The sequence below is a fragment of the Pseudothauera nasutitermitis genome (assembly GCF_004801295.1).
GTDB lineage: Bacteria > Pseudomonadota > Gammaproteobacteria > Burkholderiales > Rhodocyclaceae > Pseudothauera > Pseudothauera nasutitermitis.
In genome coordinates this window covers 188,163-213,526 of sequence record NZ_SSOC01000007.1, presented here as the reverse complement: position 1 = coordinate 213,526, position 25,364 = coordinate 188,163, and the positions used below count along the sequence as shown (strand labels likewise).

Below are 25,364 nucleotides of genomic sequence, written 5' to 3'. Positions count from 1 at the left end.
CATCCCGAACAGGACCGTGAAACGAGAACGCGCCGATGATAGTGAGGCTCCCCTCGCGAAAGTAGGTCATCGTCAGACTAACCACATACCAAGCCCGCTTGCTCAGCACAAACAGCAAGCGGGCTTCGTTCGTCTACGGCGGATGATTTAACTATTCCCAATAGTTTCCGCTGTGGCGTGCCTTGCCATTGTCACGACAAGCTCGCATTCATCGGGTATGCTGGTCATGCCCCTTGCCGTGCTGCGGCAAGGTCTTGTGTTGATGAGAATTGGGGAAGCAAACGATGAGTGCGGAGCAACGAGACTTCAGCGAATTCTATGGCCTCGACTTCGAGGACCTTCAGGTCGGCCAGAGCGCGGCCTACGGGCGTACGGTCAGCGAGGCGGACATTCTTGCGTTTGCCGGGGTGTCCGGCGACACCAATCCGGTGCACCTGGATGGCGAGTTTGCCGCGTCGACAATGTTCGGCGGCCGGATCGCCCACGGGATGCTGTCGGCGGCCTTCATTTCGACGGTGTTCGGTACCAAGCTGCCCGGCCCGGGTTGCATCTACCTGTCGCAGTCGCTGCGCTTCAAGGCGCCGGTGAAGGTCGGCGATACGGTGGTGGCGCGTGTGACCATCAAGGAACTGGTGGCCGAGAAGCGTCGGGCGATCTTCGAGACGGTGTGCACCGTGGCCGGCAAGGTGGTCCTGGACGGCCAGGCGGAAATCCTGGTGCCTGCGCGTAGCGCCTGATTTCGAAGAGCCGAAATGAAACGGGGCGGATAACCGGCTGCTGGCCGGTTGTCCGCCCCGTTTGTCTTGTGCCGCCAGCGGATGTCAGGCCGCGTTGCGCTTGTCCCGTTCGATCAGGGCGTACGCCGAGTGATTGTGGATCGATTCGAAGTTCTCCGACTCGACCACATAGGCGTCGATGCGTGCCTCGCTGTTGAGCAGGCCGGCAACGTCGCGCACCATGTCCTCGACGAACTTGGGATTGTCGTAGGCACGCTCGGTGACGAACTTCTCGTCGGGACGTTTGAGCAGGCCATAGAGTTCGCAGGACGCCTGATCCTCCACCATGCGCACCAGTTCCTCGATCCACAGGTGGGCGTTGGTGGCGGCCGTGACGGTGACGTGGGAGCGCTGATTGTGGGCGCCGTAGTCGGAGATCTTCTTCGAGCACGGGCACAGGCTGGTCACCGGGACCACCACCTTCATCTTGAACTCGTAGGCGCCGCCTTCGTGGATTTCGCCGGTGAAGGTGACCTCGTAGTCCATCAGGCTCTGTACGCCGGACACCGGCGCCGACTTGTTGATGAAGTACGGGAAGGTCATCTCGACGTGGCCGGTTTCGGCCTCGAGGCGCTGGACCATCTCGCGCAGCATCGGCTCGAAGGATTCGACCGAGATCTCGCGTTCGTTGCCGTTGAGAATCTCGACGAAGCGCGACATGTGGGTGCCCTTGAAGTTGTGCGGCAGACCCACGTACATGTTGAACATGGCGACGGTGTGCTGCACGCCGCCATTCTTGTCGCGCACCCGAACCGGGTGGCGGATGGACTTGATGCCGACCTTGTTGATGGCGATCTGTCGGCTGTCGGCGCTATTCTGGACGTCGGGAATGGCGTGCGCCTCTACGGGTTTCATAGGCTGATCTCTGAGATACGGGGGGAACGCGGGAGGCGTTGATGAGCAAACTCTAACATTCCCGACAAAAACGCTCAACTATTGGCGGGATAGGTGCCCTCAATGGCGGCGAGAACGCCGTCCACATCCAGGCCCACGGAGCGCAGCAGCTGCGTCTGGTCACCGTGATCGATGAAACGGTCGGGCAGGCCCAAGCGCAGCATGCGCGGACGTTGCGGCAATTGGTCCACAACACGCGCGACTTCAGAACCCGCGCCGCCGATCACGGCATTCTCTTCCAGGGTGACGAGAAGCTCGTGGGAGGCGGCCAGTTCGGCGACCAGGGCTTCATCGAGCGGCTTGACGAAGCGCATGTTGGCCACGGTGGCGTCGAGGCGTTCGCCGACCGTCTCGGCGGTCTGTACCAGGCTGCCGAAGGCGAGCAGGGCAATGCGCTTGCCGTGCCGATGGATCTTGCCCCTGCCGACGGGAAGCGCCTGCATGGCAGGTTCGACGGCGACGCCCGGGCCGCCGCCGCGCGGATAGCGCACGGCACTGGGGCCGTCGTGGCAGACCGCCGTGTAGAGCATCTGACGGCATTCGTTCTCGTTGGCCGGCGTCATGATCAGCATGTTCGGCACACAGAGCAGGAACGAGAGGTCGAAGGCGCCGTGGTGGGTGGCCCCATCCGCGCCGACCAGGCCGCCGCGGTCGATGGCCAGCACCACCCGCAGGTTCTGCAGGGCGATGTCGTGGATGAGTTGATCGTAGGCACGCTGCAGGAAGGTCGAGTAGATCGCCACGACCGGCTTGTAGCCTTCACAGGCCAGCCCGGCGGCGAAGGTCAGCGCGTGCTGTTCGGCGATGCCGACGTCGAAATAGCGTTCCGGGAATTCCTGCGCGAAGCGCACCAGGCCGGAGCCTTCGCGCATGGCCGGGGTGATGCCGACGATCTGTGGATCGACTGCCGCCATGTCGCACAGCCAGTCGCCGAATACCTGGGTGTAGGTGGGCTTTTCGCCGCCCTTGCCGCTCTGGATGCCGGCGGTGTGGTCGAACTGGGAAACGCCATGGTAGAGCACCGGGTCGGCCTCGGCGAGCTTGTAGCCCTGACCCTTGCGGGTGATCACGTGAAGGAACTGCGGGCCCTTCAGACGGCGCAGGTTCTGCAGCGTGGGGATCAGCGCCTCCAGGTCGTGCCCGTCGATGGGGCCGTAGTAGCGGAAGCCGAATTCCTCGAACAGCGTTCCCGGCGTGATCAGCCCCTTCACGTGCTCTTCCACGCGGCGCGCGAAGTCGAGCATGGGCGGGGCCACGCCCAGCACCTTTTCGCCGGCACGGCGCGCGGCATGGAAGGTGGAGCCGGACATCAGGCGCGCCAGGATCTTGGTGAGGGCGCCGACCGGCGGAGAGATCGACATTTCGTTGTCGTTGAGGATCACCAGCAGGTTGGCGTCGGCAATGTCGCCCGCGTTGTTGAGCGCCTCGAAGGCCATGCCGGCGCTCATCGCGCCGTCGCCGATCACCGCGATGGCACGGCGCTCCTCGCCGCGCGCGCGGGCCGCTACCGCCATGCCGAGCGCGGCGGAGATGGAAGTGGAGGAGTGCGCGGTGCCGAAGGTGTCGTACTCGCTCTCGCAGCGTCGCGGAAAGCCGGAAATGCCTTCCCAGCGGCGCAGGCCGGTCATGGCCTGGCGCCGGCCGGTCAGCACCTTGTGCCCGTATGTCTGATGCCCCACGTCCCACACGATGCGGTCTTCGGGGGTGTCGAAGACATAGTGCAGGGCGATGGTGAGCTCCACCGTGCCCAGGTTGGAGGACAGATGACCGCCGGTCTTCGAGACCGATTCGATCAGAAAGGCACGCAGTTCGTCGGCCAGCGGATGCAGCTCGCGGCGGTCGAACGCACGCAGATCGGCGGGATTGCCGATACGTTCGAGAAGCGGATAGGAAGACATGGGAGGTCGGGAGGTGGGGTTCAGAACGACCGGCGCGTGATGTATTCCGCCAGGCCGAGCAGCAGGCCGGCGCGTTCGCCCAGGGGCGCCAGCGTGGCGCGCGCATCGGCGAGCAGTTCTTCCGCGTAGCGGCGGGCTTCTTCGAGGCCCAGCAGACTGACATAGGTGGGCTTGTCGTGGTCGGCGTCCTTGCCGGCTGTCTTGCCCAGGGTGGCGGTATCCGATTCGGCGTCGAGGATGTCGTCCACCACCTGGAACAGCAGGCCGACCTGCTTGCCGAAATGGTCGAGCCGTTCGAACGCGGCGCTATCCAGCCCGTCCCCGGCCTGGGCGCCGAGCAGGATCGCCGCGCGGATCAGCGCGCCGGTCTTGTGGATGTGCATGAATTCGAGTTCGGCGCGGTCGAGCCTGCGGCCCACGGCGGCCAGGTCGATGGCCTGTCCGCCGGCCATGCCGCGGGAGCCGGCCGCGCCGGCCAGCAGCGCCAGCATGGACAACTGCCGGGCCGCATCGGTTGCCACGGGTTCGTCGGCCAGCACCTGGAAGGCCAGCGTCTGCAGCGCGTCGCCGACCAGCAGCGCGGTGGCCTCGTCGTACTCGACGTGTACGGTGGGCTTGCCCCGGCGCAGCACGTCGTCGTCCATGCACGGCATGTCGTCGTGCACCAGGGAATACACGTGGATCAGCTCCACCGCACAGGCCACGCGGTCCAGCCGCGCCGGGTCGGCACCGGCGAGGTGGCCGGCAGCATGGGCGAGCAGCGGCCGTACGCGCTTGCCGCCGCCCAGTGCAGCGTAGCGCATGGCCTCGTGCAGCCGGCGGGGTTCCTGGATGGGGGGGGGCAGCAGTTCGCCCAGGGCGTGTTCGGTGCGTTGCTGGATGTCCGCCATCCAGCGGCTGAATTCGCGCGTGGCGCTCATGCCGTGCCCCCCGCACCGGGCTCGAACGGCACCGTGTCGTCGCCCTCGAGCATGCGCACGCGCCCTTCGGCGTCTTCCAGGGTCTTCTGGCAGAACTTCAGCAGCCCGACGCCCCTCTGATAACGTTCCAGGGCGCTTTCCAGCGGCAATTCGCCAGCCTCCATTTCGCGCACGATGGCCTCCAGTTCGGCCACGGCGGATTCGAAGTTTCGAGGGGCGGACGGGGCTTTTGCCATCGATGGAAACCCTTGAGGGAAAGGGTGGAAAATAACCGATCGCGCTGTTGGCGGTCAAACGCCATCTGGCTTAAACTTATCCGTTTGTTTTCACGGATTTCTGGCCCAAAAGAGGAGGATCGGGGATGTCCGACATCGCATCCAAGACTCGCCTGGCCCCGGCCGTTTCGCAATTGCCGGTCTCCTGGTACTTCGACGAGAAAATCTTCGAGCTGGAGAAGAAGCTCCTCTTCGATGGCGGGCCAGGGTACGTCGGCCACGAACTGATGGTACCGGAAGTCGGCAGCTACCGTTCGCTCGAATGGCTCGATCACGCCAAGCTGCTGATGCGCACCGACGCAGGCGTGCACCGGATGTCCAACGTCTGCCGCCACCGCCAGGCCATCATGCTGCAGGGCGCGGGCAAGACCGACCACGTGGTCTGTCCCATCCACCGCTGGACCTACGACCAGCAGGGTGCGCTGCTGGGCGCGCCGCACTTTCCCGAAAACCCCTGTCTGAACCTGCAGCGCGAGGCGCTGGAGAGCTGGAACGGCCTGCTGTTCAAGGGACCGCGTTCGGCCACTGCCGATCTGGCCGGCATGCAGGTGGCCGGGGAGTTCGATTTTTCCGGTTACAAGCTGGACCGCGTGGAACTGCACGAGTGCAACTACAACTGGAAGACCTTCATCGAGGTGTATCTGGAGGACTACCATGTGGTGCCCTACCATCCGGGACTGGGCAACTTCGTCACCTGTGACGATCTCACCTGGCAGTTCGGCGACTGGTATTCGGTGCAGCGCGTGGGCATCACCTCGCTGGCCAAGTCCGGCTCGCCGGTGTACGACAAGTGGCAGAAGGCGGTGCTCGGCTATTACGGTGAGAAAAAGCCGGCGCAGGGCGCGGTGTGGCTCACCTACTACCCCAACATCATGGTGGAGTGGTATCCGCACGTGCTGGTGGTGAGCACGGTGATCCCCACCGACGTGCACAAGACCACCAACGTGGTGGAGTTCTATTACCCCGAGGACATCGTCGAGTTCGAGCGCGAGTTCGTCGAGGCCGAGCAGGCCGCCTACATGGAGACCGCCATCGAGGACGACGACATCGGCGAGCGCATGGACCGTGGCCGGCTGGCGCTGCTGAAGGAAGGGCGCAACGAGGTGGGGCCGTATCAGTCGCCCTTCGAGGACGGCATGCAGCACTTCCACGAGTTCTACCGCAGGCTGATCGAACCGCAGTTGTGAGGCGGCCGCCGCCGCAAACCGGAACGCCCCGCGAAGTCTGCGGGGCGTTTTCTTTTTGGCCTCGTGGTTCCACGGAACGTCTGGCGGGGTCCGCGCGTCCGCCATTCGTTTCAGCAAGTGTGGCGAGATTTGTATCATGAGGATGCAAACAATTACTATTTGCAATAATATTGGCGTCTATAGGAAACCCACCGGGGGAAACCGCGTTGGCGGACATCCCCGGTTTTCTATTCCTGTCCCCGGCATGCCACAGGGCGAGCGGGGGACCCGTCGATATTTTTCTGGCAGGGAGCAGGAGCCTCACAATGACCATCTCACGCACACTTCCAAAGCAACCGGCACCGCGCTGGAGTCGCATCGCCCTGGCCATCTCGACGCTCTCCGCGCTGGGCAGCGCGGCGGCGCAGGAAGGCATCAAGCAGCTTGCAACCGTCGAGGTGTTGGCCACGGCGGAAGAAGAGGCCAAGCAATCCCTGGGCGTTTCCATCATCACGCCGAAGATCTGGAAAAGCGCCCGCCGGCCGCCGACCTGTCCGAAGTGCTGCGCCGTGAGCCCGGGGTCAACCTGACCGGCAGCGCCTCCTCCGGCATGCGGGGCAACCGCCGCCAGATCGATCTGCGCGGCATGGGGCCGGACAATACCCTGGTGCTCATCGACGGCCGTCCGGCGCGCTCGCGCAACGCCTCGCGCCAGGGCTGGACGGGCGAGCGCGACACCGACGGAGACACCGGCTGGGTGCCGCCCGAGGCCATCGAGAAAGTCGAGATCCTGCGCGGCCCGTCGGCAGCCCGCTACGGTTCCGGCGCCATGGGCGGCGTGGTCAACATCATCACCAAACGCCCCACCGACAAGCTCACCGGCTCGATCACCCTGTACGGCAACGACCAGCAGGATTCCGACGAAGGCGACACCTACCGTACCACCTTCAACCTGGCCGGCCCGCTCGGCGAGCGCCTGGGCTTCCGCCTGTACGGCGGCTACTCCAAGACCGAGCCCGACGCGCTGGGCATCAACGCCAAGCATTCCCACGTGCAGAACGGCATCCCCGCCGCCGCCGGCAAGACCGGCAACCGCAACCAGTACATCAACGGTCTGCTCACGCTGGACATCGACAGCAGCCAGAAGCTGGAACTGGATCTGGGCTACAGCCGCAAGAGCGACCTGTATTCCGGCGACACGCAGAACATGAACGGCTACGAGACGGGCAGCTCGGCGATCTTCGACTCCGTGGCCGATCTGCACGGCAAGGAAACCACCGTGGTGTACCGCAGCAGCACTGGCCTGACGCATCGCGGCAACTGGGACTGGGGCAGCTCGCGCGTGGGCCTCTCGTACGCGGAAACCCGCAACCGGCGGGGCACCGAAGGGCTGTTCGGCGGCCCGGAAGGCGCCTTCCTTTCCGAGCAGGGCGCACAGGGCCAGCCGGGCCGCTACACGGCCAAGCTCAAGGAAGCCCGGCTGGATGGTGAGGTCAACCTGCCGCTGAAATGGCTGGGCGTGAATCAGCTGCTGACCGTGGGCGGCGAAATCGCCCATGAATCACTGGACGATCCGGGCAGCACCCGTGCGCTCATCCACCCCAGTACCGGCGCCAGCCTCGATCCGACCAGCCTGCCGGGCCGCACCGGGCGCAACGACATGTCCTACACCAGCTTCGCGGTGTTCGTGGAAAGCAACATTTCCATGAGCGACGACCTGATCCTCACGCCCATGCTGCGCCTGAACCAGCACGAGAAGTTCGGCTTCAATGCCAGCCCCGGCATTTCCGCCTCCTACGCGCTGAACCCGGCGTGGACCTTGAAGGGCGGCGTGGCGCGCGCCTACAAGACGCCCAATCTGTACCAGGCCAACCCCAACTATCTGCTTTTCAGCCAGGGCATCGGCTGCCGCTCCAATGCGCAGCCTTGCTACCTGCAGGGCAACAAGGATCTCGACAGCGAAACCAGCGTGAACAAGGAAGTCGGCATCGCCTACGACGCCAGCGGCAGGCTGCGCGGCAGCGCGACCTATTTCCACAACGACTACAAGGACAAGATCATCGCCGGCGTGACCCCGGTGGGGCAACTCACCCCCGGCAATCGCTATCTGCTGCGCTGGGAGAACACCCCCAAGGCGGTGGTGTCCGGGGTGGAAGGCAACCTGTTCATCGCGCTGAGCGATACGCTGGACTGGAACACCAATCTGACCTACATGATCGACTCCAAGGACAAGACCTACGACCAGCCCTTGAGCATCATTCCCAAGTACACCGTCAACACCACGCTGGACTGGCAGGCCACCGACAAGCTGTCGGTGTCGGCCCAGGTGACCTGGTACGGCAAGCAGGAGCCGGCCACCTATGACATCCGCCGCGGCGAGGAGATCACCGATTCCGGCGGCAAGGTGGGCGCCTATTCGCTGGTGGGCCTCAGCGCCGGCTACAAGTTCGACAAGACCTTCTCGCTGCGTGCCGGGGTAACAAACCTGTTCGACAAGAAGATCTACCGCACCGGCCTCAACAGCGGCACGAGCAACGTCCTGGTGCGCGGCGCGGGCGCCCGCACCTACAACGAGCATGGGCGTGCCTTCTTCGCCAGCCTGACCGCGTCGTTCTGAGCGCGGCGGGGGAAGGTCCGGAAGCCTCCGGGGGATGCCCTCCGGAGGCTTTTTCATGCGCCCGGCGGCACGCGCCGCCGGGAGGAGGGGAGGTCGGTGCCGGCGCTTCAGGCGTCGCGCTGCAATTCCTTCGGCAGCGGGAAGGTGACCTTTTCCGGTACGCCTTCGAGCTGGTGCACGCTGGCCGCACCCAGTTGCTTCAGGCGTTCGATGACCGCCGCCACCAGCACCTCGGGCGCAGAGGCGCCGGCGGTCACGCCGATGCGGCGCTTGCCTGCCAGCCACGCGGGGTCGATGCCCTCGGCGTTGTCGACCAGGTAGGCCGGCACGCCGCGCAGTTCGGCGACTTCGCGCAGGCGGTTGGAGTTGGAGCTGTTGCGCGAGCCGACGACGAACACCACGTCGGCCTGCGGCGCCATGAACTTCACCGCGTCCTGGCGGTTCTGCGTGGCGTAGCAGATGTCGTTCTTCTTCGGCCCGGCGATGTCGGGGAAGCGTTCGCGCAGCGCGGCGATGACCGCGCCGGCGTCGTCCATCGACAGCGTGGTCTGGGTGACGTAGGCCAGCCGGTCCGGCGTGCCGACCCGCAGGCCGGCCACGTCGGCGGCCGATTCCACCAGGTGGATGCCGTCCTTGACCTGGCCCATGGTGCCTTCCACTTCCGGGTGCCCCTTGTGGCCGATCATGACGATCTCGCGCCCGGCCGCGCGCTGGCGGGCGACTTCCAGGTGCACCTTGGTGACCAGCGGACAGGTGGCGTCGAACACGCGCAGGCCGCGCTGCTCGGCGTCGGTGCGCACGGCCGGGGAAACGCCGTGGGCGCTGAAGATCACCGTGGCGCCGGTCGGCACCTCGTCGAGTTCCTCGACGAACACCGCGCCCTTGGCGCGCAGGTCGTCCACCACGAACTTGTTGTGCACCACTTCGTGGCGCACGTAGATGGGCGCGCCGAACAGTTCCAGCGCGCGTTCGACGATGTCGATGGCGCGCTCGACCCCGGCGCAGAATCCGCGCGGGTTGGCGAGCAGCACTTCCTTGTCGTTCATTCTCTAGGGCTCTCTGTGGGCGGTCCCGCTCAGAACTTGTGAATAAATCTACTGCGCGGACCGATGGCAGCGTTGCGCGGTGCTCGCTTCCTCGCCTATCTACTTGATATGTCTCGGTCGCTGTGTGCCGCGCGCCTTGCCCTCGGTCCGCTCGCTACGATTTCTCCACAAGTTCTCAAAGGATGCCGATCACTTCCACCTCGAAGCGGATGGATTTGCCGGCGAGCGGGTGGTTGAAGTCGATCAGCGCGGACTGCGCGTCGATCTCGCGCACCAGGCCGGAATAGCGCGAGCCGTCCGGCGCGGTGAATTCCATGATGCTCATCGCTTCGATCTCTTCTTCGGGCATGTGTTCGCGCTTGACGCGCTCCACCAGATCCTCCCGATACAGACCGAAAGCCTGCTCCGCGTCCAGTTCGAACAGGCGGCGCTCGCCCACGCGCAGGCCGGCGATGCGCTGTTCCAGCGTGGGCAGCAGTTCACCCGCGCCCAGTTGCAGTGTGGCCGGCGTGCCTTCGAAGGTGCTGATCAGCGGCTGGCCGTTGTCCAGCGCGATGCGGTAGTGCAGGGTGACGAGGTGGTTGGGCTGGACGGTCTGGGTCACGTCTTGTTCTCTCTGGAAGGGGCGTTGGCCGGGTGGCGGAAGCTGCCCCACAACATCAGCGCCACGCCGACGAAGATCGCCGAGTCGGCGAGGTTGAAGGCCGGCCAGCTGAAGCGGCCGACGTAGAAATGCAGGTAATCCACCACCGCGCCGTGCAGCAGGCGATCGACCACGTTGCCCAGGGCGCCGCCGATGATCAGTGCGAAGGCGGCGGGCAGCAGGCGTTCGTGCTGGTGCTGGCGCAGCAGCACGGTGAGCCAGGCGCAGATCGCCACCGCCAGGATGGTGAAGAACCAGCGCTGCCAGCCGGGCTGGTCGGCCAGCAGGCTGAAGGCCGCGCCCGGGTTGTAGAGCAGCACGATGTCGAAGAACGGCGTGACCGGCACCACCTGGCCGTAATGCAGCATGGCCAGCACCAGTTGCTTGATCAACTGGTCGGCCACGCCGACCGCCACCGCCAGGCCCAGCCAGCCCGCCATGCGGGCGGAGAACAGGCGTTGCTCAGGCATGGTGGCGATGCTCGCCGGTGCCGTACAGGTTGCTCGCGCAGCGCCCGCACAGCGTCGGGTGTTCGGCATCGGTTCCCACGTCCGGCACGTAGTGCCAGCAGCGCTCGCACTTGGCGTGCGCGCTGGGCGTGGCGACGATGGCCGGCGCCTCGCCCTCGGCGGCCAGCGCGAGGCGCACGGCCGAGGTCATCAGCACGAAGCGCAGATCCTCGCCCAGCGAGGCCAGCGCGTTGTGGGCATCCTCATGCACGCGCAGATCCAGTTCGGCCTGCAGCGAGGCGCCCACCTTGCCGTCGGTGCGCAGCGCCTCGATGACTTTCAGCGCCTCGGCGCGCACGCCGCGAATGATCTCCCAGCGCGCCACCAGGCCGGCTTCGCCGCCCTGTTCGGGCAGGGCGTGGAAGGTGTGCAGCATCACGCTGTCTTCTGCGTCGCCGCTCAGCACCGCCCAGGCTTCCTCGGCGGTGAAGGACAGCACCGGGGCCATCAGGCGTACCAGGGTCTGGGTGACGTGCCACAGCGCGGTCTGCGCCGAGCGCCGCGCCAGCGAGCCGGGCTGGGTGGTGTACAGGCGGTCCTTGAGGATGTCCAGGTAGAAGGCGCCCAGATCCTCGGCGCAGAACACCTGCAGGGCCTGCACCACGCGGTGGAACTCGAACCTGTCGTAGTCGGCCTCGCACTGGGTGGCCAGCTTGCGGGTGAAGGCCAGCGCGTAGCGGTCGATGTCCAGCCACTGGTCGAGCGGCACGGCGTCGCGGGCGATGTCGAAGTCCGCCGTGTTGGCGAGCAGGAAGCGCAGGGTGTTGCGGATGCGGCGATAGACCTCGACCACGCGGTCGAGGATTTCCTTGCTGATCGACAGTTCGCCCGAGTAGTCGGTGGACGCCACCCACAGGCGCAGGATTTCGGCGCCCATCTTCTCGGAGACTTCCTGCGGCACGATCACGTTGCCCAGCGACTTGCTCATCTTGCGGCCGTGCTGGTCCACGGTGAAGCCGTGGGTGAGCAGCGCCTTGTAGGGCGGGTGGCCGTCGATGGCGCAGCCGGTGAGCAGCGAGGAGTGGAACCAGCCGCGGTGCTGGTCCGAGCCTTCCAGGTACAGGTCGGCGCGCGGGCCCTCTGCGTGGCCGTCGTTGTGCGAGCCGCGCAGCACGTGCCAGTGGGTAGTGCCGGAATCGAACCAGACGTCCAGGGTGTCGCTGATCTTGTCGTACTGGGCGGCTTCGGCGCCGAGTAGTTCGGCGGCGTCGAGCTTGAACCAGGCTTCGATGCCTTCCTGTTCCACGCGCTGGGCCACTTCTTCCATCAGTTCGACGGTGCGTGGATGCAGTTCGCCCGTTTCCTTGTGCAGGAAGAAGGGAATCGGCACGCCCCAGTTGCGCTGGCGCGAGATGCACCAGTCCGGCCGGTTGGCGATCATGGCATGCAGGCGGGCCTGCCCCCAGGCGGGGAAGAAGCGCGTGGCCTCGACGCCGCGCAGCGCGCGTTCGCGTAGCGTGGAGCCGTCGGCGACCGTCTTGTCCATGCCGACGAACCACTGCACGGTGGCGCGGTAGATCAGCGGCGTCTTGTGGCGCCAGCAGTGCATGTAGCTGTGGGTGATTTTGGCCTCAGCGAGCAGGCTGCCGACTTCGCGCAGCTTGTCGAGGATCACCGGGCCGGCCTTCCAGATGTTCAGCCCGCCGAAGAAGGGCAGGTCGGCGGCGAAGTGGCCGTCGCCGGTCACCGGGGTGAGGAATTCGTCGCTCTGCATGCCGTTGGCGCGGCAGGACTGGAAGTCGTCCAGGCCGTAGGCAGGCGCGCTGTGCACGATGCCGGTGCCCGCGTCCAGGGTGACGTAGTCGCCCAGGAACACCGGCGACTCGCGGTCGTAGAACGGATGACGGAAGCGCACGCGGTCCAGCTCGCCGCCCTTCACCGAGGCGACGATGCGCCCGGTGAGGCCGTAGCGTTCCAGGCAGGCGGCGACCAGGTCGTGGGCGAGCAGCAGGTAGCGCTCGCCGGTATCGACCAGCGCGTAATCGAATTCCGGATGCAGGTTGAGCGCCTGGTTGGACGGGATGGTCCACGGCGTGGTGGTCCAGATCACCGCCAGCACCGGCTTGACCAGCGTGCCCACGCCGAAGAGGTCGGCCAGGCGCTCGGGTTCTGCGCAGGGGAAGCCCACGTCGATGGCCGGCGACTGCTTGTCGGCGTATTCCACCTCGGCCTCGGCCAGCGCCGAGCCGCAGTCGAAACACCAGTTCACCGGCTTCAGGCCCTTGAACACGTAGCCGGCCTTGACCATTTCCGCCAGGGCGCGGATTTCACCGGCCTCGTTGGCGAAGTTCATCGTCAGGTAGGGGTTGTCCCAGTCGCCCAGCACGCCCAGGCGGATGAACTCCTTCTTCTGGATGCCGATCTGCTCGGCGGCGTAGGCGCGGCACAACTCACGCACCTTGTCGCCCGGCAGGTTCTTGCCGTGGGTGACTTCCACCTTGTGCTCGATGGGCAGGCCGTGGCAGTCCCAGCCCGGCACGTAGGGCGCGTCGAAGCCGGCCAGCGTGCGCGAGCGTACGATGATGTCCTTGAGGATCTTGTTGAGCGCGTGGCCCAGGTGCAGGTTGCCGTTGGCGTACGGCGGGCCGTCGTGCAGCACGAACTTGGGGCGGCCGGCCGAGGCCTTGCGGATCTTCTCGTACAGCTTGTTCTGCTGCCACTGGGCGATCCAGCCCGGCTCCCGCTTGGCGAGGTCGCCGCGCATCGGGAAGGGGGTGTCGGGCAGGTTCAGGGTCTTGCGGTAGTCAGCCATGGCGGTCTTTTTTCAGCCTTGGAGTGCGGTGAGATTCGGATGGGTGGCGAGCCAGGCGCGCGCTTCGTCGGCGTCGCGGCCGATCTGCGCGGTGAGCGCGGCGAGCGATTCGAAACGGGCCTGATCGCGTTGCTTGTGCAGGAAATGCACGCGCAGGTGGGCACCGTAGCAGTCCTGCCGCCAGTCGAAAAGGTGGACTTCCAGCGTCGGGCGTCCGGCGTGGGTCACCGTGGGGCGCGCGCCGACGTTGGCGACGCCGGGGATGGGGTGTGCGGCCAGGCCTTCCACCATGACCGCGTACACGCCGGAAAGCGCCGGCTTGCGGTGCTTCATCTGTACGTTGGCGGTGGGGAAGCCGAGCTTGCGGCCGATCTTGTCGCCGTGCATCACGCGTCCGGCAATGCTGTAGGGGCGGCCGAGCAGGCGCGCGGCGCGGGCCATGTCGCCGTCGGCCAGCGCGCCGCGCACCGCGGAGCTGGACACGCGCTCGCCGTCCAGTGCCAGCGTGGGCATGGCTTCCACGCCGAAGCCGTGGCGTTCGCCGGCGCTGCGCAGCAGGGCGAAATCGCCCTGGCGGCGGGCGCCGAAGCGGAAGTCGTCGCCGATGAACAGGTGGCGCACGCCCAACCCGGCGATCAGGATGTCGTCGATGAAGGCGTCGGCGGACAGCGCGGCCAGGCGGGCGTCGAAGCGGCACAGATGCACGCGGTCCACGCCGGCGGCGGCCAGCAGCAGCAGTTTTTCGCGCAGATTGGACAGGCGGGCGGGGGCATCGGCGGGCGAGAAGAATTCGCGCGCGTGGGGCTCGAAGGTGAGCACCGTGGCCGGCAGTCCGAGCGCGCGGGCCTTGTCGACCAGCTGTCCGAGCAGGGCCTGGTGCCCCCGATGCACGCCATCGAAATTGCCGATGGTGAGTACCGAGGCAGATGTGGCGCGCGGCGGAGTCCCGCGGGAAATCTGCATAACCGCCTGATAAAAAGCGGCAATTATAGCGGCAAAGCGCCCCTCGCGGGCTTAGTCGAGCTGGGCGACCCGCGTGCGGTTGAGCGGCGGGTTCTCGGCGAAGTAGCGCCGGATGCCGCGCAGGATGGCCTCGGCCATCTTCTCCTGATAGGCGTTGTCGTTGAGGCGGCGCTCTTCCTCAGGGTTGCTGATGAAGGCTGTCTCGACCAGCACGGAGGGGATGTCCGGGGCCTTCAGCACGGCGAAGTTGGCCTGTTCCACCTCGGCCTTGTGCAGGCGGTTGATGCCGCCCAGTTCGCCGAGCACGGCGCGGCCGAGCTTCAGGCTGTCGTTGATGGTGGCGGTCTGCGAGAGGTCGAGCAGGGTGCGCGCGAGGTGGCCTTCCTGTTTGGCGAGGTTGACCCCGCCGATCAGGTCGGCGTCGTTTTCCTTCTGCGCCAGCCAGCGCGCCGCCGAACTGGTGGCACCGCGCTCGGACAGCACGAACACCGAACTGCCGCGCGCTTCCGGGCGCACGAAGGCGTCGGCGTGGATGGAGACGAACAGGTCGGCCTGCACGCGGCGCGCGCGCGCCACGCGCTGGTACAGCGGCACGAAGTAGTCGCCGTCGCGGGTGAGCACGGCGCGCATGTTGGGTTCGGCGTCGATGCGGCGCTTGAGGCGCTTGGCGATCGACAGCGTGACGTTCTTCTCGTGGCTGCCGCGCCGGCCGATGGCGCCGGGGTCCTCGCCGCCGTGGCCGGGGTCGAGCACCACGGTGAAGATGCGGTTGGCGGCTGGTTCGGCCTGCGGGCGGCGGTCGCGCGCGACCTGCTGCGGAGTCTCCTCGGCGATCTCGCCGCCCGAGGCGGCCTCCATCGGCGAGTTCTTCTCGATCAGCGCGAGCAGCGGGTCCACCGGCTGCGTCGGGTAGAGGTCGAGCACCAGGCGATGGCCGTAGTCGGCCACCGGCTGCAGGGTGAACACCTGCGGCTTCACCTCGGCCTTCAGTTCGAGCACCACGCGGACCACATCCGGGCGGTTCTGCCCGGCGCGCACCAGACGGATGTACGGATCGCTCTCGAGAATCTTGGAGGGCAGGGTCTGCAGCACGCTGTTCAGTTCCACGCCCTCCAGATCGACCACCAGGCGGTCGGGGTTCTGCAGGGTCATGTACTTGAAGCGCAGTTCGTTGCGTGCTTCCAGCGTGACACGGGTGTATTCCGGCGCCGGCCACACGCGCACCGCCATCAGGCTGGTGGTCGCTGCGTGGCCCACCGGGCTGACCAGCAGGCCGAGGGAGGCGCCGGCGAATTTCAGCAGTTCACGCCGGCTCAGCCCGGGGCGCGGGGCGCCGGGGAAGCCTGCAGGGCTTTCGCGAGTTCGGTCAGACATGTGCGTCCCGCCTCCGTGCGCGCCGTCAGCGCCGCCAGCCGGCCACTGCCGGCGTGCGCGAGAACCAGTTCGAGGTCTGGCGGGACGAGATAGGGCCTGGCCTTGTCCGGCCATTCCACCAAGCAGGCGCCCTGGCCTGCGAAGTATTCGTCCAACCCCGCATCGAGAAATTCTTCTGGTGAATTGAAGCGATAAAAATCAAAGTGATATAAGTCTAATCTAGAAACTACGTAAGGTTCAATCAAGGTGTAGGTGGGACTTTTCACATTTCCACCGTGACCGAGGGCGCGCAGCACCCCGCGCACCAGGGTGGTCTTGCCCGCGCCGAGGTCGCCCTGCAGGTAGATCACCAGCCCCGGACGCAGGCCGGCGGCCAGCGCCGCGCCCAGCGCCACGGTGTCGTCCTCGCCGTGCAAGTGCGCTTTCAGGGCGGCGCCGCTATCATCGGCGGGGTGCAAGATATCGATCATCGGACTCTCTCCGGACAGGGGCTTTCGCCGGATGCGGCGCATGCGTTGAAGCAGCGCATCGTGGCATGGGGCAGGGAACTGGGATTCGACGCCGTGGGCGTCGGCGGCGCCGAACTGGGCGAGGCGGCCGAACGCGGCCTGGCCGCGTGGCTGGCGGCCGGCCATCACGGCGAGATGGATTATATGGCGCGCCATGGCATGAAGCGCGCGCGCCCCGCCGAACTGCTGCCCGGCACCCTGCGGGTGATCAGCGCACGCATGAACTACTGGCCGGATGCCGCCGACGCCGCCGCCAATCTGGCCGATGCGGGGCGCGCCTACGTGTCGCGCTACGCGCTGGGGCGCGACTATCACAAGGTGCTGCGCAACCGCCTGCAACGGCTCGCCACGCGCATCCACGAGGAAGTGCCGCACGGCTACCGGGTGTTCGTCGACTCGGCGCCGGTGATGGAGGTGGAACTGGCCACGCGCGCGGCGCTGGGCTGGCGCGGCAAGCACACCCTGCTGCTCGATCGGCAGGCCGGCTCGTGGTTCTTCCTGGGGGAGATCTTCACCGATCTGCCGCTGCCCGAGGACGAGGCGCCCGTGCCGCACTGCGGGCGCTGCACGGCCTGTCTGGACGCCTGTCCGACCGGCGCCATCGTGGCGCCCTACGAGGTCGATGCGCGGCGCTGCATCTCCTACCTGACCATCGAACTGCACGGGCCGATTCCCGAGGCCCTGCGCCCGGCCATCGGCAACCGCATCTACGGCTGCGATGACTGCCAACTAGTCTGTCCGTGGAACCGTTTCGCGCGGCGGACGGCGGAGCCGGACTTCACGCCGCGCAACCGGCTCGACGAGGCCACGCTGGTGGAGCTGTTCGCCTGGAGCGCGGAAACCTTCGCCGAGCGCACCGCCGGCAGCGCCATCCACCGCATCGGCCACGAGCGCTGGCTGCGCAATCTGGCCGTGGCGCTGGGCAACGCGCCGACCACGCCTGCCGTGCTGGCGGCGCTGCGCGCGCGGGCGGACGACGCTTCCGCGCTGGTGCGCGAGCATGTGGCCTGGGCGTTGGCGCAACACGAAGCCGGCGGCAAGTCGTAGAATTCCGCCCTTTCTCCGGCCCGGCAGACAGACCGCGATGGACGCATCCCGCCCGATAGGGGTTTTCGATTCCGGCATCGGCGGGCTGACCGTGGTGCGCGCGCTGATGGAGCGCCTGCCGCTGGAGAGCATCGTGTATTTCGGCGACACCGCGCGGGTGCCCTACGGCCTCAAGTCGGTGGCCACCATCGAGCAATTCACCGGGCAGATCGTCGATGAGCTGATGCGCCGCCAGGTGAAGATGCTCATCGTGGCGTGCAACACCATGGCGGCGGTGGCTTCCGCGACCGTCGCCGCGCGCGCCTGTGGCGTGCCGGTGCTCGACGTGATCGAGGCGGGCGCGTTGGCCGCGGTGGAGGAGTCGCCGCGCGGGCGGGTGGGCGTGCTGGGCACGCCGACGACGATCAACAGCAATGCCTACGCGCGCCGCATCCACCGCCTGGACCCGGCGCTGCGCGTGGTTTCGCAGGCCTGCCCGCTGTTCGTGCCGCTGGTCGAGGAAGGCTGGCTGGACCACCCGGTGACCCGCCTGACCGCGCAGGAATACCTGAGGCCGGTAATGGCCGAGGACGTCGATACGCTGGTGCTGGGCTGCACCCACTATCCGCTGCTCAAGCCGCTGCTCAAGGAGGTGGCGGGCGAGGGCGTGCGGCTGGTGGATTCGGCGATCACCACGGCCGAACTGGCTGCCCGCCGGCTGGCCGAGCTGAATCTGGCCAGCACGGGTGAGTGCACGGCGGATTACCGCTTCGTGGTCACCGACGTGCCATTGCGCTTCCAGACCATCGGTGAGCGTTTCCTGGGGCGCTCGCTGGGCAGCGTCGAACGGCTGGAGTGGTAGCCCGGGGCTACCTGCCGCGTCATTGCGGGCCGGTGGCCACCGGGCGCGCCGGGTCGGCGCACCATTCGCTCCACGAGCCTGGGTACAGGCGCGAACCGCTCAGCCCGGCGACTTCCATGGACAACTGGTTGTGGCAGGCGGTGACGCCCGAGCCGCACTGATTGACCACCTTGCGCGGATCGTGGCCGCGCAGCGCGGCGGTGAACTCCTCGCGCAGCACGGCGGCCGGCTTGAAGCAGCCGTTGGCGTCCAGGTTGTCCTTGAAGAAGCGGTTGAACGCGCCGGGAATGTGCCCGCCCACGGGATCGAGGTTTTCGTTTTCGCCACGGAAGCGGTCCGGGCTGCGCGCATCGAGGATCACCATGCGATCGGGCTGGCCGAGATGGCGCTCGACATAGGTGGCATCCACGCCGCCCGGCTGCGGCTCCGCCCGGAACGGCACGCTGCGCCTGGGTGGCTCTTCCGTGCTGAGTACCCCGGCGGCCGCGCACCAGGCCTGGAAGCCGCCGTCGAGCACGGCCACGCGGCTATGGCCCAGCCAGCGCAGCAGCCACCACAGGCGCGCGGCGAACATGCCGCCGGCGTCGTCATAGGCCACCACCTGGGTGTGCGGGCCGATGCCGCATTCACCCAGGCGCTGCGCCAGGCGTTGCGGGTCGGGCAGCGGATGGCGGCCGTTGGTGCCGGTGCGCGGGCCGGAGAGATCGTCGTCGAGGTGCAGGAAGCAGGCGCCCGGCAGGTGGCCGCGCGCGTAGGCCTCGCGCCCGAAGGCCGGATTGGCCAGATCGTGGCGGCAGTCGACCAGGCACCAGTCCGGCTCGTTCAGGTGGCGGGCCAGGTCGTCGGCGCCGATCAGCGTGGTGAAGGCCGCGGTGCTCACTGCGCGGCTTCCTCCGCTGCGTCCAGCCAGGCGCGGGCTTCGGCTTCCTCGGGGAAGACCAGCACGTCGGCGTCGACGAAGAGCTGGGTGATCCAGGCGCTCCAGGCCAGCCACTGGTCGTCGGTGAGTACCGCGATGCGGCCGAAGTCGTGGGCATGACGGCGGGAGAACTGGATCTCCTCCCAGGCCACGTCGACGGTGAAGCCGGTCATCTGGCGCAGATCGAAGAGCAGGTTCACGCGGCCCTCGAACTTGATCTTGTAATTGACCAGTTCTTCGAATTCCTTGTAGTCGGCCAGTTCGAATTCGCCGAATACGGCAACGGCGACGAGGTTGGGGCCGTGGTCGATGGTGATCATGGCTTCCTCCGGGGTTTTTGTGGATTGTGCGGACTACTATATCCCCCGGCGCCTGGGGCTTCAATTGTCGTACCCGGTGCGGATGGGCATCCACGCTCATGGACGGGTGTTCGACACGGCGTCGACAAGCACACCACGGGCCTCAGCCGGCGTGCCGGCGCCTTGCAACGCTGCGCGCAAAGCGGCATCGGCGAACAGCTGGGCCAGCGTGGACAGCATGTGCAGATGGGTTTCGTTGGCCTGCTCGGGAACCAGCAGGACGAACAGCAGCGAGACCGGCTGGCCGTCCGGGGCGTCGAACGGCAGCGGCGTGCGCAGGCGCACAAAGGCGCCGGTGGCCTCGCGCAGCCCCTTGACGCGGCCGTGGGGGATGGCGATGCCCTGCCCGAGAGCCGTGGAGCCGAGGCGTTCACGTGCGAACAGGGAGTCAAATACCGGTCCGCGGGCAATGCCCTGGTGTTCTTCGAACAGCCGGCCGATCTGTTCGAAAAGCTGTTTCCGGCTGCTCGCCTCGGTGTCCAGGACGACGTGGGCAAGCGGAAGAATGGATTCAATTGGATTCATGCGGTGTTGTCTGTTGGCGAAGGTGGGCGAGGTCCGGCCGGGCGCCGGGAATGTGTGGCGGCGCCGCGCCGGGAGCGGCGCCGCCTGCGGGCTGCGGTTCAGCCGGTGGTCCGGGTATGGGCGGCGGCCTGCCCGGCGCGCTCGATGCGCTTGCGGCGCGCATCCCAGACCTGTTTGCCGGCGATCAGGAATCCCAGGGCGAGGAAGCCGCCCGGGGGCAGCACCATCAGCAGGAAGCCTTTGTAGTCCGGTACCAGGGTGAGTTCCAGGAAGCGGAACGGTTCGCCGAGCATCAGGCTGGCGCCGGCGAACAGCGTGCCGCTGCCCAGCATTTCGCGGATCCCGCCCATCAGCACCAGCGCCAGGGTGAAACCCAGCCCCATCGCCAGTCCATCGACGGCGGAGGAGGTAAGCGGGTTCTTCGATGCGAAGGATTCGGCACGGCCGAGTACCGCGCAGTTGACCACGATCAGCGCGATGAACAGGCCGAGCGATTTGTGCAGTTCATGCAGGTAGGCGTTCAGCAGCATGTCCACCAGCGTCACCAGGGAGGCGATCAGGATGACGAACACTGGAATGCGCACGCTGTCGCTGATCCAGCGGCGCAGCAGGGCCACCAGGCTGTTGGAGACGATCAGCACGGCGGTGGTCGCCAGCCCCATCGCCAGTCCGTTGGTGGCCGAGCCGGTGACCGCAAGCGTGGGGCAGAGCGCGAGCATCTGTACCAGTACGACGTTCTGTCCCCAGATGCCCTCGCGCAGCAGTCGGGTGTAGCGGTTGTTTTCCTTAGGGGGTATGGCGCCAGTGTCCTGGCTGGTTGAGGCCAGCGGGACCGCGTCGTCCTTGAGCGCGTTCTCTGTCATGGCGAGTTCTCTCCGGAATGAGTGCGGCCACGCTGTTGGCCCGGCCGTGAGGGATGATCCAAACCTGGGTTGCATTCGGGAGGGGCGATGGCACGAGCGCGCCTCGCCCGTCGCATTCAAGGCGGGTGCAGGAAGAACGAACGGATGCGGCAGGGGCTGAGAGGTACGCCGGGAGGGCGCGAGGCGGCCCGCCGCACGGATCGGGCGGAGCGGAAGGCCTGGGAAGGGCAGGGCCTGTTGCCCGGACGGAATCCAGGCGTGGGGAGGTCGATGAAGTGTCGGTCCACGGCGCATGCGCTGTGGCGGCGGCCCGACCGACACGAAAACCTCCCGAGCCGCAGGATGCGGCTCGAAACCCTGACGCGCAGCCTACGCCAGCATGGCGGGCCTGTCTAGATACCCTTGCTGGCGGAAGTGTTTTGTGCGCTCCCGCCGGACCGTGTGGCCAGCCCGGTCAGCACGCCGCTGGCGATGATCAGCGCGATGGCAACCCAGCCTGTCGGGGATAGGTGCTCATCCCAGAAAAGTATGCCGAACAGGCTGGCGAAGATCACCGTGGTGTAGGACAGGCTGGCGGAGACGATGGTGCGTCCGTAGCGATAGGCCCGCGTCATGGCCAGTTGCGCGATCGTGCCGAACAGGCCGATGCCGGCCAGGATCAGCGCGCCGCGCCCGTCGATGGCGTGGAAACCGCCCGATGCGAGCAGCCAGGGCAGCCCGAGCAGCGAGGTGGCGGCGGAAAACCAGAACACCGTGCGGGCTTCCGGCTCTCCGCCGCGCCCCAGTTCGCGCACGCTGACGTAGGCCAGGCTGGCCAGCATGCCGGCGGCCAGGCCGACCGCGGCGCCGGACCACTGGTCGGCCTGCAGGGTCGGGCGCAGCAGCAGCACGATGCCGGCAAAGCCGATGCCCAGCGACAACAGGGCCGGCCAGCGCAGGCGTTCGCGGAACCACAGCGCGAGCAGCAGGGCAATGAAGATCGGTGAGGTATAGCTGAGGGTGGCGGCGGTGGCCAGCGGCAGCAGGCCGATGGCGGCGAAGTAGCACAGCAGCGCCAAGGCGCCCGACAGCGAGCGCGACACTTGCAGGCGCCACAGCGGGGTGCCCAGCGGCATGCCGCTCAGGCGCGCGAACGGCACGGTCAGCAGCAGGCCGGCGAAGCCGCGCCAGAACACCATTTCTCCGGCGGAGAACGTGTCGCTGCCCAGCTTCACGCACACGCCCATGCAGGCGAACAGCAGGCTGGCGACGATCATCCAGAGTGAAGGCATGGCGGGGTACGGGCGGCAAAGGGGCGATCATAGCCCGTTGCGTGCCGCGCAACCGCCGCGATGGAGCCGGTGCGCCGTACGCGGTAAGCTGAACACATCAGGCGATGAAGGTAGGGGAGGCGCGCGCATGGCTTATCTGCTGGCCCTGGACCAGGGCACCACCAGTTCCCGCGCAGTGGTGTTCGATGCCGACGGCAAGGTGTGCGGCGTGGCGCAGCGCGAGTTCACCCAGCACTATCCGCGGCCCGGCTGGGTGGAGCACGACGCCCGGGAAATCCTCGATACCCAGCTGCTGTGTGCCCGCGAGGCGCTCGCGCTGGCTGGCGTGGCAGCTGGCCAGCTGGCCGCGCTGGGCATCGCCAACCAGCGCGAGACCACCATCCTGTGGGAACGCGCCAGCGGCCGTGCGCTGGGGCCGGCCATCGTCTGGCAGGATCGCCGCACCGCCGCCGAGTGCGAACGCTTGCGCGCCGAAGGGCTGGCGGAGGTGGTGCGCGCGAAGACCGGGCTGGAGCTCGATCCGTACTTTTCCGCCACCAAGCTCGCCTGGCTGCTCGATCACATTCCCGGTGCGCGCCTGCGCGCGGAAGCCGGCGAACTGGCCTTCGGCACCGTGGACAGCTGGCTGGTCTGGCACCTGAGCGGCGGCCGGCTGCATGTCACCGACCCCGGCAATGCCTCGCGCACCCTGCTGTACAACCTGCGCGACGGTGTCTGGGACGCCGAACTGTGCGCTGCGTTGCGCATTCCGCCAGCGCTGCTGCCGCGCGTGGTGGACAGCATCGGTGTGTGCGGCGAGAGCGACCCCGCGGTGCTCGGCGCGGCCGTGCCCATCGCCGGCATCGGCGGCGACCAGCAGGCGGCCACCTTCGGGCAGGCCTGCTTTGCGCCAGGCATGGCCAAGAACACCTACGGCACCGGCTGCTTCCTGTTGATGAACACCGGCGAGCGCCCGGTGCCTTCGCGCCACCGCCTGTTGAGCACGGTGGGCTGGCGCGGCCGGGGGCTGTCCGCCTACGCATTGGAGGGCAGCATCTTCATGGGCGGCGCCATCGTGCAGTGGCTGCGCGACGGTCTCGGGCTGATCCGCAGTTCGGCGGAGGTCGAGGCGCTCGCCGCCAGCGTGCCGGACAGCGCCGGGGTGGTGCTGGTGCCGGCGTTCACCGGGCTGGGCGCGCCGTGGTGGGATTCCTGGGCGCGCGGCACGCTGTTCGGCCTGACGCGCGGCAGTGGCGCTGCGCACATCGCCCGCGCCGCGCTGGAGGCCATCGCCCTGCAGACCGTCGATCTGGTCGACGCGATGCGTGCCGACGGCGCAGCGGAACTGGTCGAACTGCGTGTGGATGGCGGTGCGGCGGCCAACGACCTGCTGATGCAGATCCAGGCCGATCTGCTCGGCGTGCCGGTGGTGCGCCCGCGCCTGCTGGAGACCACGGCGCTGGGGGCGGCCTATCTGGCTGGCCTGGGGGTGGGCGTGTGGTCCGGTACCGATGAACTGGCCGCGCGCTGGCATGCCGAACGGCGCTTCGAGCCGAACCTGGGCGATGCTGCCCGCAGCGCCTTGCGCGCCCGCTGGGCGCGCGCGGTGGAGCGCACACGCGGCTGGGCGGCCGAGGACGAGGCATGAGCGCCGGCGCGGCAGGCGCGCAGGGCCTGGCGCGCAACGCGTTGCTGGCGCGGCTGGAGGAGCCGCGCACCTGGGACGTGCTGGTGATCGGCGGCGGCGCCACCGGGCTGGGCTGCGCGGTGGACGCGGCCGCGCGCGGCTATTCCACCTTGCTGCTGGAGGCGCACGATTTCGCCAAGGGCACCAGTTCGCGCGCCACCAAGCTGATCCACGGCGGGGTGCGCTACCTTGCGCAAGGCAACCTGCCCCTGGTGCGCGAGGCGCTCGCCGAACGTGCGCTGCTGCTTGCCAACGCGCCGCATCTGGTACATGCGCAGCGCTTCGTGGTGCCGGCCTACCGGATCTGGGATCAGCCTGTGCTCGGCGCCGGCCTGGCGGCCTACGACCTGCTGGCGGGCGCGCATGGCATCGGCCGCGCGCGCGTGCTTGATGCGGCGCGCACCCTGGCCGCGTTGCCCAATGTGCGGCCGCGCGGATTGCGCGGCGGCGTGGCGTACTGGGACGCCCGCTTCGACGATGCACGGCTGGCAGTGAGCCTGATGCGCACGTTGTTCGATCTGGGCGGCCTGGCGTTGAACCACATGCCGGTCAAGGGACTGGTGATGCAGGCCGGCAAGGTGGCCGGCGTGCAGGCGCAGGATGGCGAACGCGGCACCGCCTACCGGGTGGCGGCGCGTGTGGTGATCAACGCCACCGGGGTGTGGGCGGACGAGGCGCGGCATTGGGAGCGCCCGTTCGCGCCGGTCCTGCTGCGCCCCAGTCAGGGTGTGCATCTGGTGGTGGGGCGGGATTATCTGCCCGGCGAGGACGCTTTGCTGGTGCCGCGCACCGAGGATGGGCGGGTGCTGTTCGCCATTCCCTGGCAGGGCCGGGTGCTGCTCGGCACCACCGATACCGCGCGGCCGGATGCGCCGCTGGAGCCGCGCCCGCTGGAGGGCGAGGTGGACTTCATCCTGCGCACCGCCGCGCGCTATCTGGCCCGCGCGCCAACCCGCGCGGAGGTGTCCAGCGTGTTCGTCGGCCTGCGTCCGCTGGTCGGCGCGGGCAATGCCTCGCCCACGCGCGGGCTGTCGCGCGAACATCTGATCGAGGTTTCGCCCGGCGGCCTGGTCAGCATCGTCGGCGGCAAATGGACCACCTACCGCCGCATGGGCGCAGATGCGGTGGATAGCGCGCGCTCGGTGGCCAGGCTGCCGGCGCGCGCATCCGATACCGCCGCACTGCGTCTGCACGGCGCGGCGCAGGGCGAGGACCCGTATGGCAGCGACCGCGAGCAGGTGGAGGCGCTGCCGGGGGCCGGCCGCGCGATCTGGGCCGGCCTGACGTTGAGCGAGGCGGAGGTGCGCTACGCGGCGCGCTGGGAACTGGCGCGCACGGTGGAGGATGTGCTGGCGCGCCGCCACCGCGCGCTGTTCATCGACGCCGCGCTGGCCGCCGCGGCCGCGCCGCGCGTGGCGGCGATCCTGGCCGAGGAACTGGGCCGCGATGCGGGCTGGGCGCAGGGGCAGGTGGCGGCCTTCCGTGCGCTGGCGGCCGGCTATCTGCCCGGTTCTCCACGCGGATCGTAAAC

General features: G+C 67.8%; 24 protein-coding genes. 8 read left to right on the top strand and 16 right to left on the bottom strand.

Going from position 1 to position 25,364, the window contains the following annotated elements; genetic code table 11:
- Positions 1 to 284: 284 nt before the first annotated feature.
- Positions 285 to 737: a MaoC family dehydratase gene (locus tag E6C76_RS19170; RefSeq protein WP_136349851.1), complete on the top strand. Its 453-nt coding sequence runs from the start codon at positions 285 to 287 to the stop codon at positions 735 to 737.
- Positions 738 to 821: 84 nt separating this feature from the next.
- Here the strand turns inward: E6C76_RS19170 and folE2 are convergent, their stop codons facing one another.
- From folE2 to xseB, 4 genes are all read right to left on the bottom strand, one after another.
- A complete protein-coding gene (folE2, locus tag E6C76_RS19165; protein ID WP_136349850.1) occupies positions 822 to 1,631 on the bottom strand; it encodes a GTP cyclohydrolase FolE2 in 810 nt (269 codons plus the stop codon).
- Between the two features lie 74 nt (positions 1,632 to 1,705).
- Positions 1,706 to 3,568: a 1-deoxy-D-xylulose-5-phosphate synthase gene (gene dxs / locus E6C76_RS19160; protein ID WP_136349849.1), complete on the bottom strand. Its 1,863-nt coding sequence runs from the start codon at positions 3,566 to 3,568 to the stop codon at positions 1,706 to 1,708.
- A gap of 20 nt (positions 3,569 to 3,588) precedes the next feature.
- The gene (locus tag E6C76_RS19155) at positions 3,589 to 4,488 is read right to left on the bottom strand and encodes a polyprenyl synthetase family protein (protein ID WP_136349848.1); all 900 of its coding nucleotides are present in this window, start codon (positions 4,486 to 4,488) and stop codon (positions 3,589 to 3,591) included.
- Complete coding sequence (xseB, locus tag E6C76_RS19150) at positions 4,485 to 4,724, bottom strand: exodeoxyribonuclease VII small subunit (RefSeq protein ID WP_136349847.1); 240 nt, start codon at positions 4,722 to 4,724, stop codon at positions 4,485 to 4,487. The genes E6C76_RS19155 and xseB overlap by 4 nt, the downstream gene beginning before the upstream one ends.
- A gap of 125 nt (positions 4,725 to 4,849) precedes the next feature.
- On the opposite strand from xseB, the gene E6C76_RS19145 reads away from it, so the two are divergent.
- The 3 genes from E6C76_RS19145 to E6C76_RS19140 all read left to right on the top strand — a co-directional run bounded on the left by E6C76_RS19145 (position 4,850) and on the right by E6C76_RS19140 (position 8,546).
- On the top strand, positions 4,850 to 5,950 hold the full coding sequence (locus E6C76_RS19145) for an aromatic ring-hydroxylating oxygenase subunit alpha (protein ID WP_136349846.1): 1,101 nt from the start codon (positions 4,850 to 4,852) through the stop codon (positions 5,948 to 5,950).
- A gap of 305 nt (positions 5,951 to 6,255) precedes the next feature.
- The gene (locus E6C76_RS22505) at positions 6,256 to 6,519 is read left to right on the top strand and encodes a hypothetical protein (RefSeq protein WP_230976330.1); all 264 of its coding nucleotides are present in this window, start codon (positions 6,256 to 6,258) and stop codon (positions 6,517 to 6,519) included.
- Complete coding sequence (locus tag E6C76_RS19140) at positions 6,420 to 8,546, top strand: FepA family TonB-dependent siderophore receptor (protein ID WP_230976329.1); 2,127 nt, start codon at positions 6,420 to 6,422, stop codon at positions 8,544 to 8,546. Before E6C76_RS22505 ends, E6C76_RS19140 begins: the two co-directional genes overlap by 100 nt.
- A 107-nt stretch (positions 8,547 to 8,653) precedes the next feature.
- Here E6C76_RS19140 and ispH read toward each other — a convergent pair whose 3' ends face one another.
- The 7 genes from ispH to tsaE form a co-directional block, all read right to left on the bottom strand.
- Positions 8,654 to 9,592, bottom strand: coding sequence for a 4-hydroxy-3-methylbut-2-enyl diphosphate reductase (gene ispH / locus E6C76_RS19135; protein ID WP_136349845.1), 939 nt, complete (start codon positions 9,590 to 9,592; stop codon positions 8,654 to 8,656).
- Positions 9,593 to 9,767: 175 nt separating this feature from the next.
- Entirely contained in the window at positions 9,768 to 10,196 is a 429-nt protein-coding gene (locus E6C76_RS19130; protein WP_136349844.1) for an FKBP-type peptidyl-prolyl cis-trans isomerase, read from the bottom strand.
- Positions 10,193 to 10,705 carry a signal peptidase II gene (gene lspA / locus E6C76_RS19125; RefSeq protein WP_230976325.1) on the bottom strand — a complete coding sequence of 171 codons (513 nt, stop codon included), beginning with the start codon at positions 10,703 to 10,705 and terminating at the stop codon, positions 10,193 to 10,195. Before lspA ends, E6C76_RS19130 begins: the two co-directional genes overlap by 4 nt.
- Entirely contained in the window at positions 10,698 to 13,496 is a 2,799-nt protein-coding gene (gene ileS / locus E6C76_RS19120; protein ID WP_136349843.1) for an isoleucine--tRNA ligase, read from the bottom strand. Before ileS ends, lspA begins: the two co-directional genes overlap by 8 nt.
- 12 nt (positions 13,497 to 13,508) lie before the next feature.
- Positions 13,509 to 14,459, bottom strand: coding sequence for a bifunctional riboflavin kinase/FAD synthetase (locus E6C76_RS19115; RefSeq protein ID WP_136349842.1), 951 nt, complete (start codon positions 14,457 to 14,459; stop codon positions 13,509 to 13,511).
- A 51-nt stretch (positions 14,460 to 14,510) separates the two neighbouring features.
- Positions 14,511 to 15,833 (bottom strand): N-acetylmuramoyl-L-alanine amidase, encoded by a 1,323-nt coding sequence (locus E6C76_RS19110; RefSeq protein ID WP_136349841.1) that lies wholly within the window; start codon positions 15,831 to 15,833, stop codon positions 14,511 to 14,513.
- Positions 15,773 to 16,303, bottom strand: a complete 531-nt coding sequence (gene tsaE, locus E6C76_RS19105; RefSeq protein ID WP_136349840.1) for a tRNA (adenosine(37)-N6)-threonylcarbamoyltransferase complex ATPase subunit type 1 TsaE — start codon at positions 16,301 to 16,303, stop codon at positions 15,773 to 15,775. The genes E6C76_RS19110 and tsaE overlap by 61 nt, the downstream gene beginning before the upstream one ends.
- Before the next feature lie 45 nt (positions 16,304 to 16,348).
- On the opposite strand from tsaE, the gene queG reads away from it, so the two are divergent.
- Together queG and murI are read left to right on the top strand one after the other, a co-directional pair.
- Positions 16,349 to 17,389, top strand: coding sequence for a tRNA epoxyqueuosine(34) reductase QueG (gene queG / locus E6C76_RS19100; RefSeq protein ID WP_230976324.1), 1,041 nt, complete (start codon positions 16,349 to 16,351; stop codon positions 17,387 to 17,389).
- A gap of 37 nt (positions 17,390 to 17,426) precedes the next feature.
- The gene (gene murI, locus E6C76_RS19095; RefSeq protein ID WP_136349839.1) at positions 17,427 to 18,230 is read left to right on the top strand and encodes a glutamate racemase; all 804 of its coding nucleotides are present in this window, start codon (positions 17,427 to 17,429) and stop codon (positions 18,228 to 18,230) included.
- Positions 18,231 to 18,249: 19 nt separating this feature from the next.
- On the opposite strand, the gene E6C76_RS19090 is transcribed toward murI, so the two are convergent.
- The 5 genes from E6C76_RS19090 to E6C76_RS19070 all read right to left on the bottom strand — a co-directional run bounded on the left by E6C76_RS19090 (position 18,250) and on the right by E6C76_RS19070 (position 22,167).
- Positions 18,250 to 19,110, bottom strand: coding sequence for a sulfurtransferase (locus E6C76_RS19090; RefSeq protein ID WP_136349838.1), 861 nt, complete (start codon positions 19,108 to 19,110; stop codon positions 18,250 to 18,252).
- The gene (locus tag E6C76_RS19085; RefSeq protein WP_136349837.1) at positions 19,107 to 19,469 is read right to left on the bottom strand and encodes a SpoIIAA family protein; all 363 of its coding nucleotides are present in this window, start codon (positions 19,467 to 19,469) and stop codon (positions 19,107 to 19,109) included. The genes E6C76_RS19090 and E6C76_RS19085 overlap by 4 nt, the downstream gene beginning before the upstream one ends.
- Before the next feature lie 96 nt (positions 19,470 to 19,565).
- Complete coding sequence (locus tag E6C76_RS19080; protein WP_136349836.1) at positions 19,566 to 20,033, bottom strand: PTS sugar transporter subunit IIA; 468 nt, start codon at positions 20,031 to 20,033, stop codon at positions 19,566 to 19,568.
- Between the two features lie 98 nt (positions 20,034 to 20,131).
- Positions 20,132 to 20,896: an electron transport complex subunit E gene (locus E6C76_RS19075; RefSeq protein WP_136349835.1), complete on the bottom strand. Its 765-nt coding sequence runs from the start codon at positions 20,894 to 20,896 to the stop codon at positions 20,132 to 20,134.
- A gap of 392 nt (positions 20,897 to 21,288) precedes the next feature.
- On the bottom strand, positions 21,289 to 22,167 hold the full coding sequence (locus E6C76_RS19070) for a DMT family transporter (RefSeq protein WP_136349834.1): 879 nt from the start codon (positions 22,165 to 22,167) through the stop codon (positions 21,289 to 21,291).
- Positions 22,168 to 22,294: 127 nt separating this feature from the next.
- Here E6C76_RS19070 and glpK point away from each other — a divergent pair, with 127 nt between their 5' ends.
- Both glpK and E6C76_RS19060 read left to right on the top strand, forming a co-directional pair.
- Positions 22,295 to 23,794 (top strand): glycerol kinase GlpK, encoded by a 1,500-nt coding sequence (gene glpK, locus E6C76_RS19065; protein ID WP_136349833.1) that lies wholly within the window; start codon positions 22,295 to 22,297, stop codon positions 23,792 to 23,794.
- Complete coding sequence (locus E6C76_RS19060) at positions 23,791 to 25,362, top strand: glycerol-3-phosphate dehydrogenase/oxidase (RefSeq protein ID WP_136349832.1); 1,572 nt, start codon at positions 23,791 to 23,793, stop codon at positions 25,360 to 25,362. The genes glpK and E6C76_RS19060 overlap by 4 nt, the downstream gene beginning before the upstream one ends.
- Positions 25,363 to 25,364 lie beyond the last annotated feature (2 nt).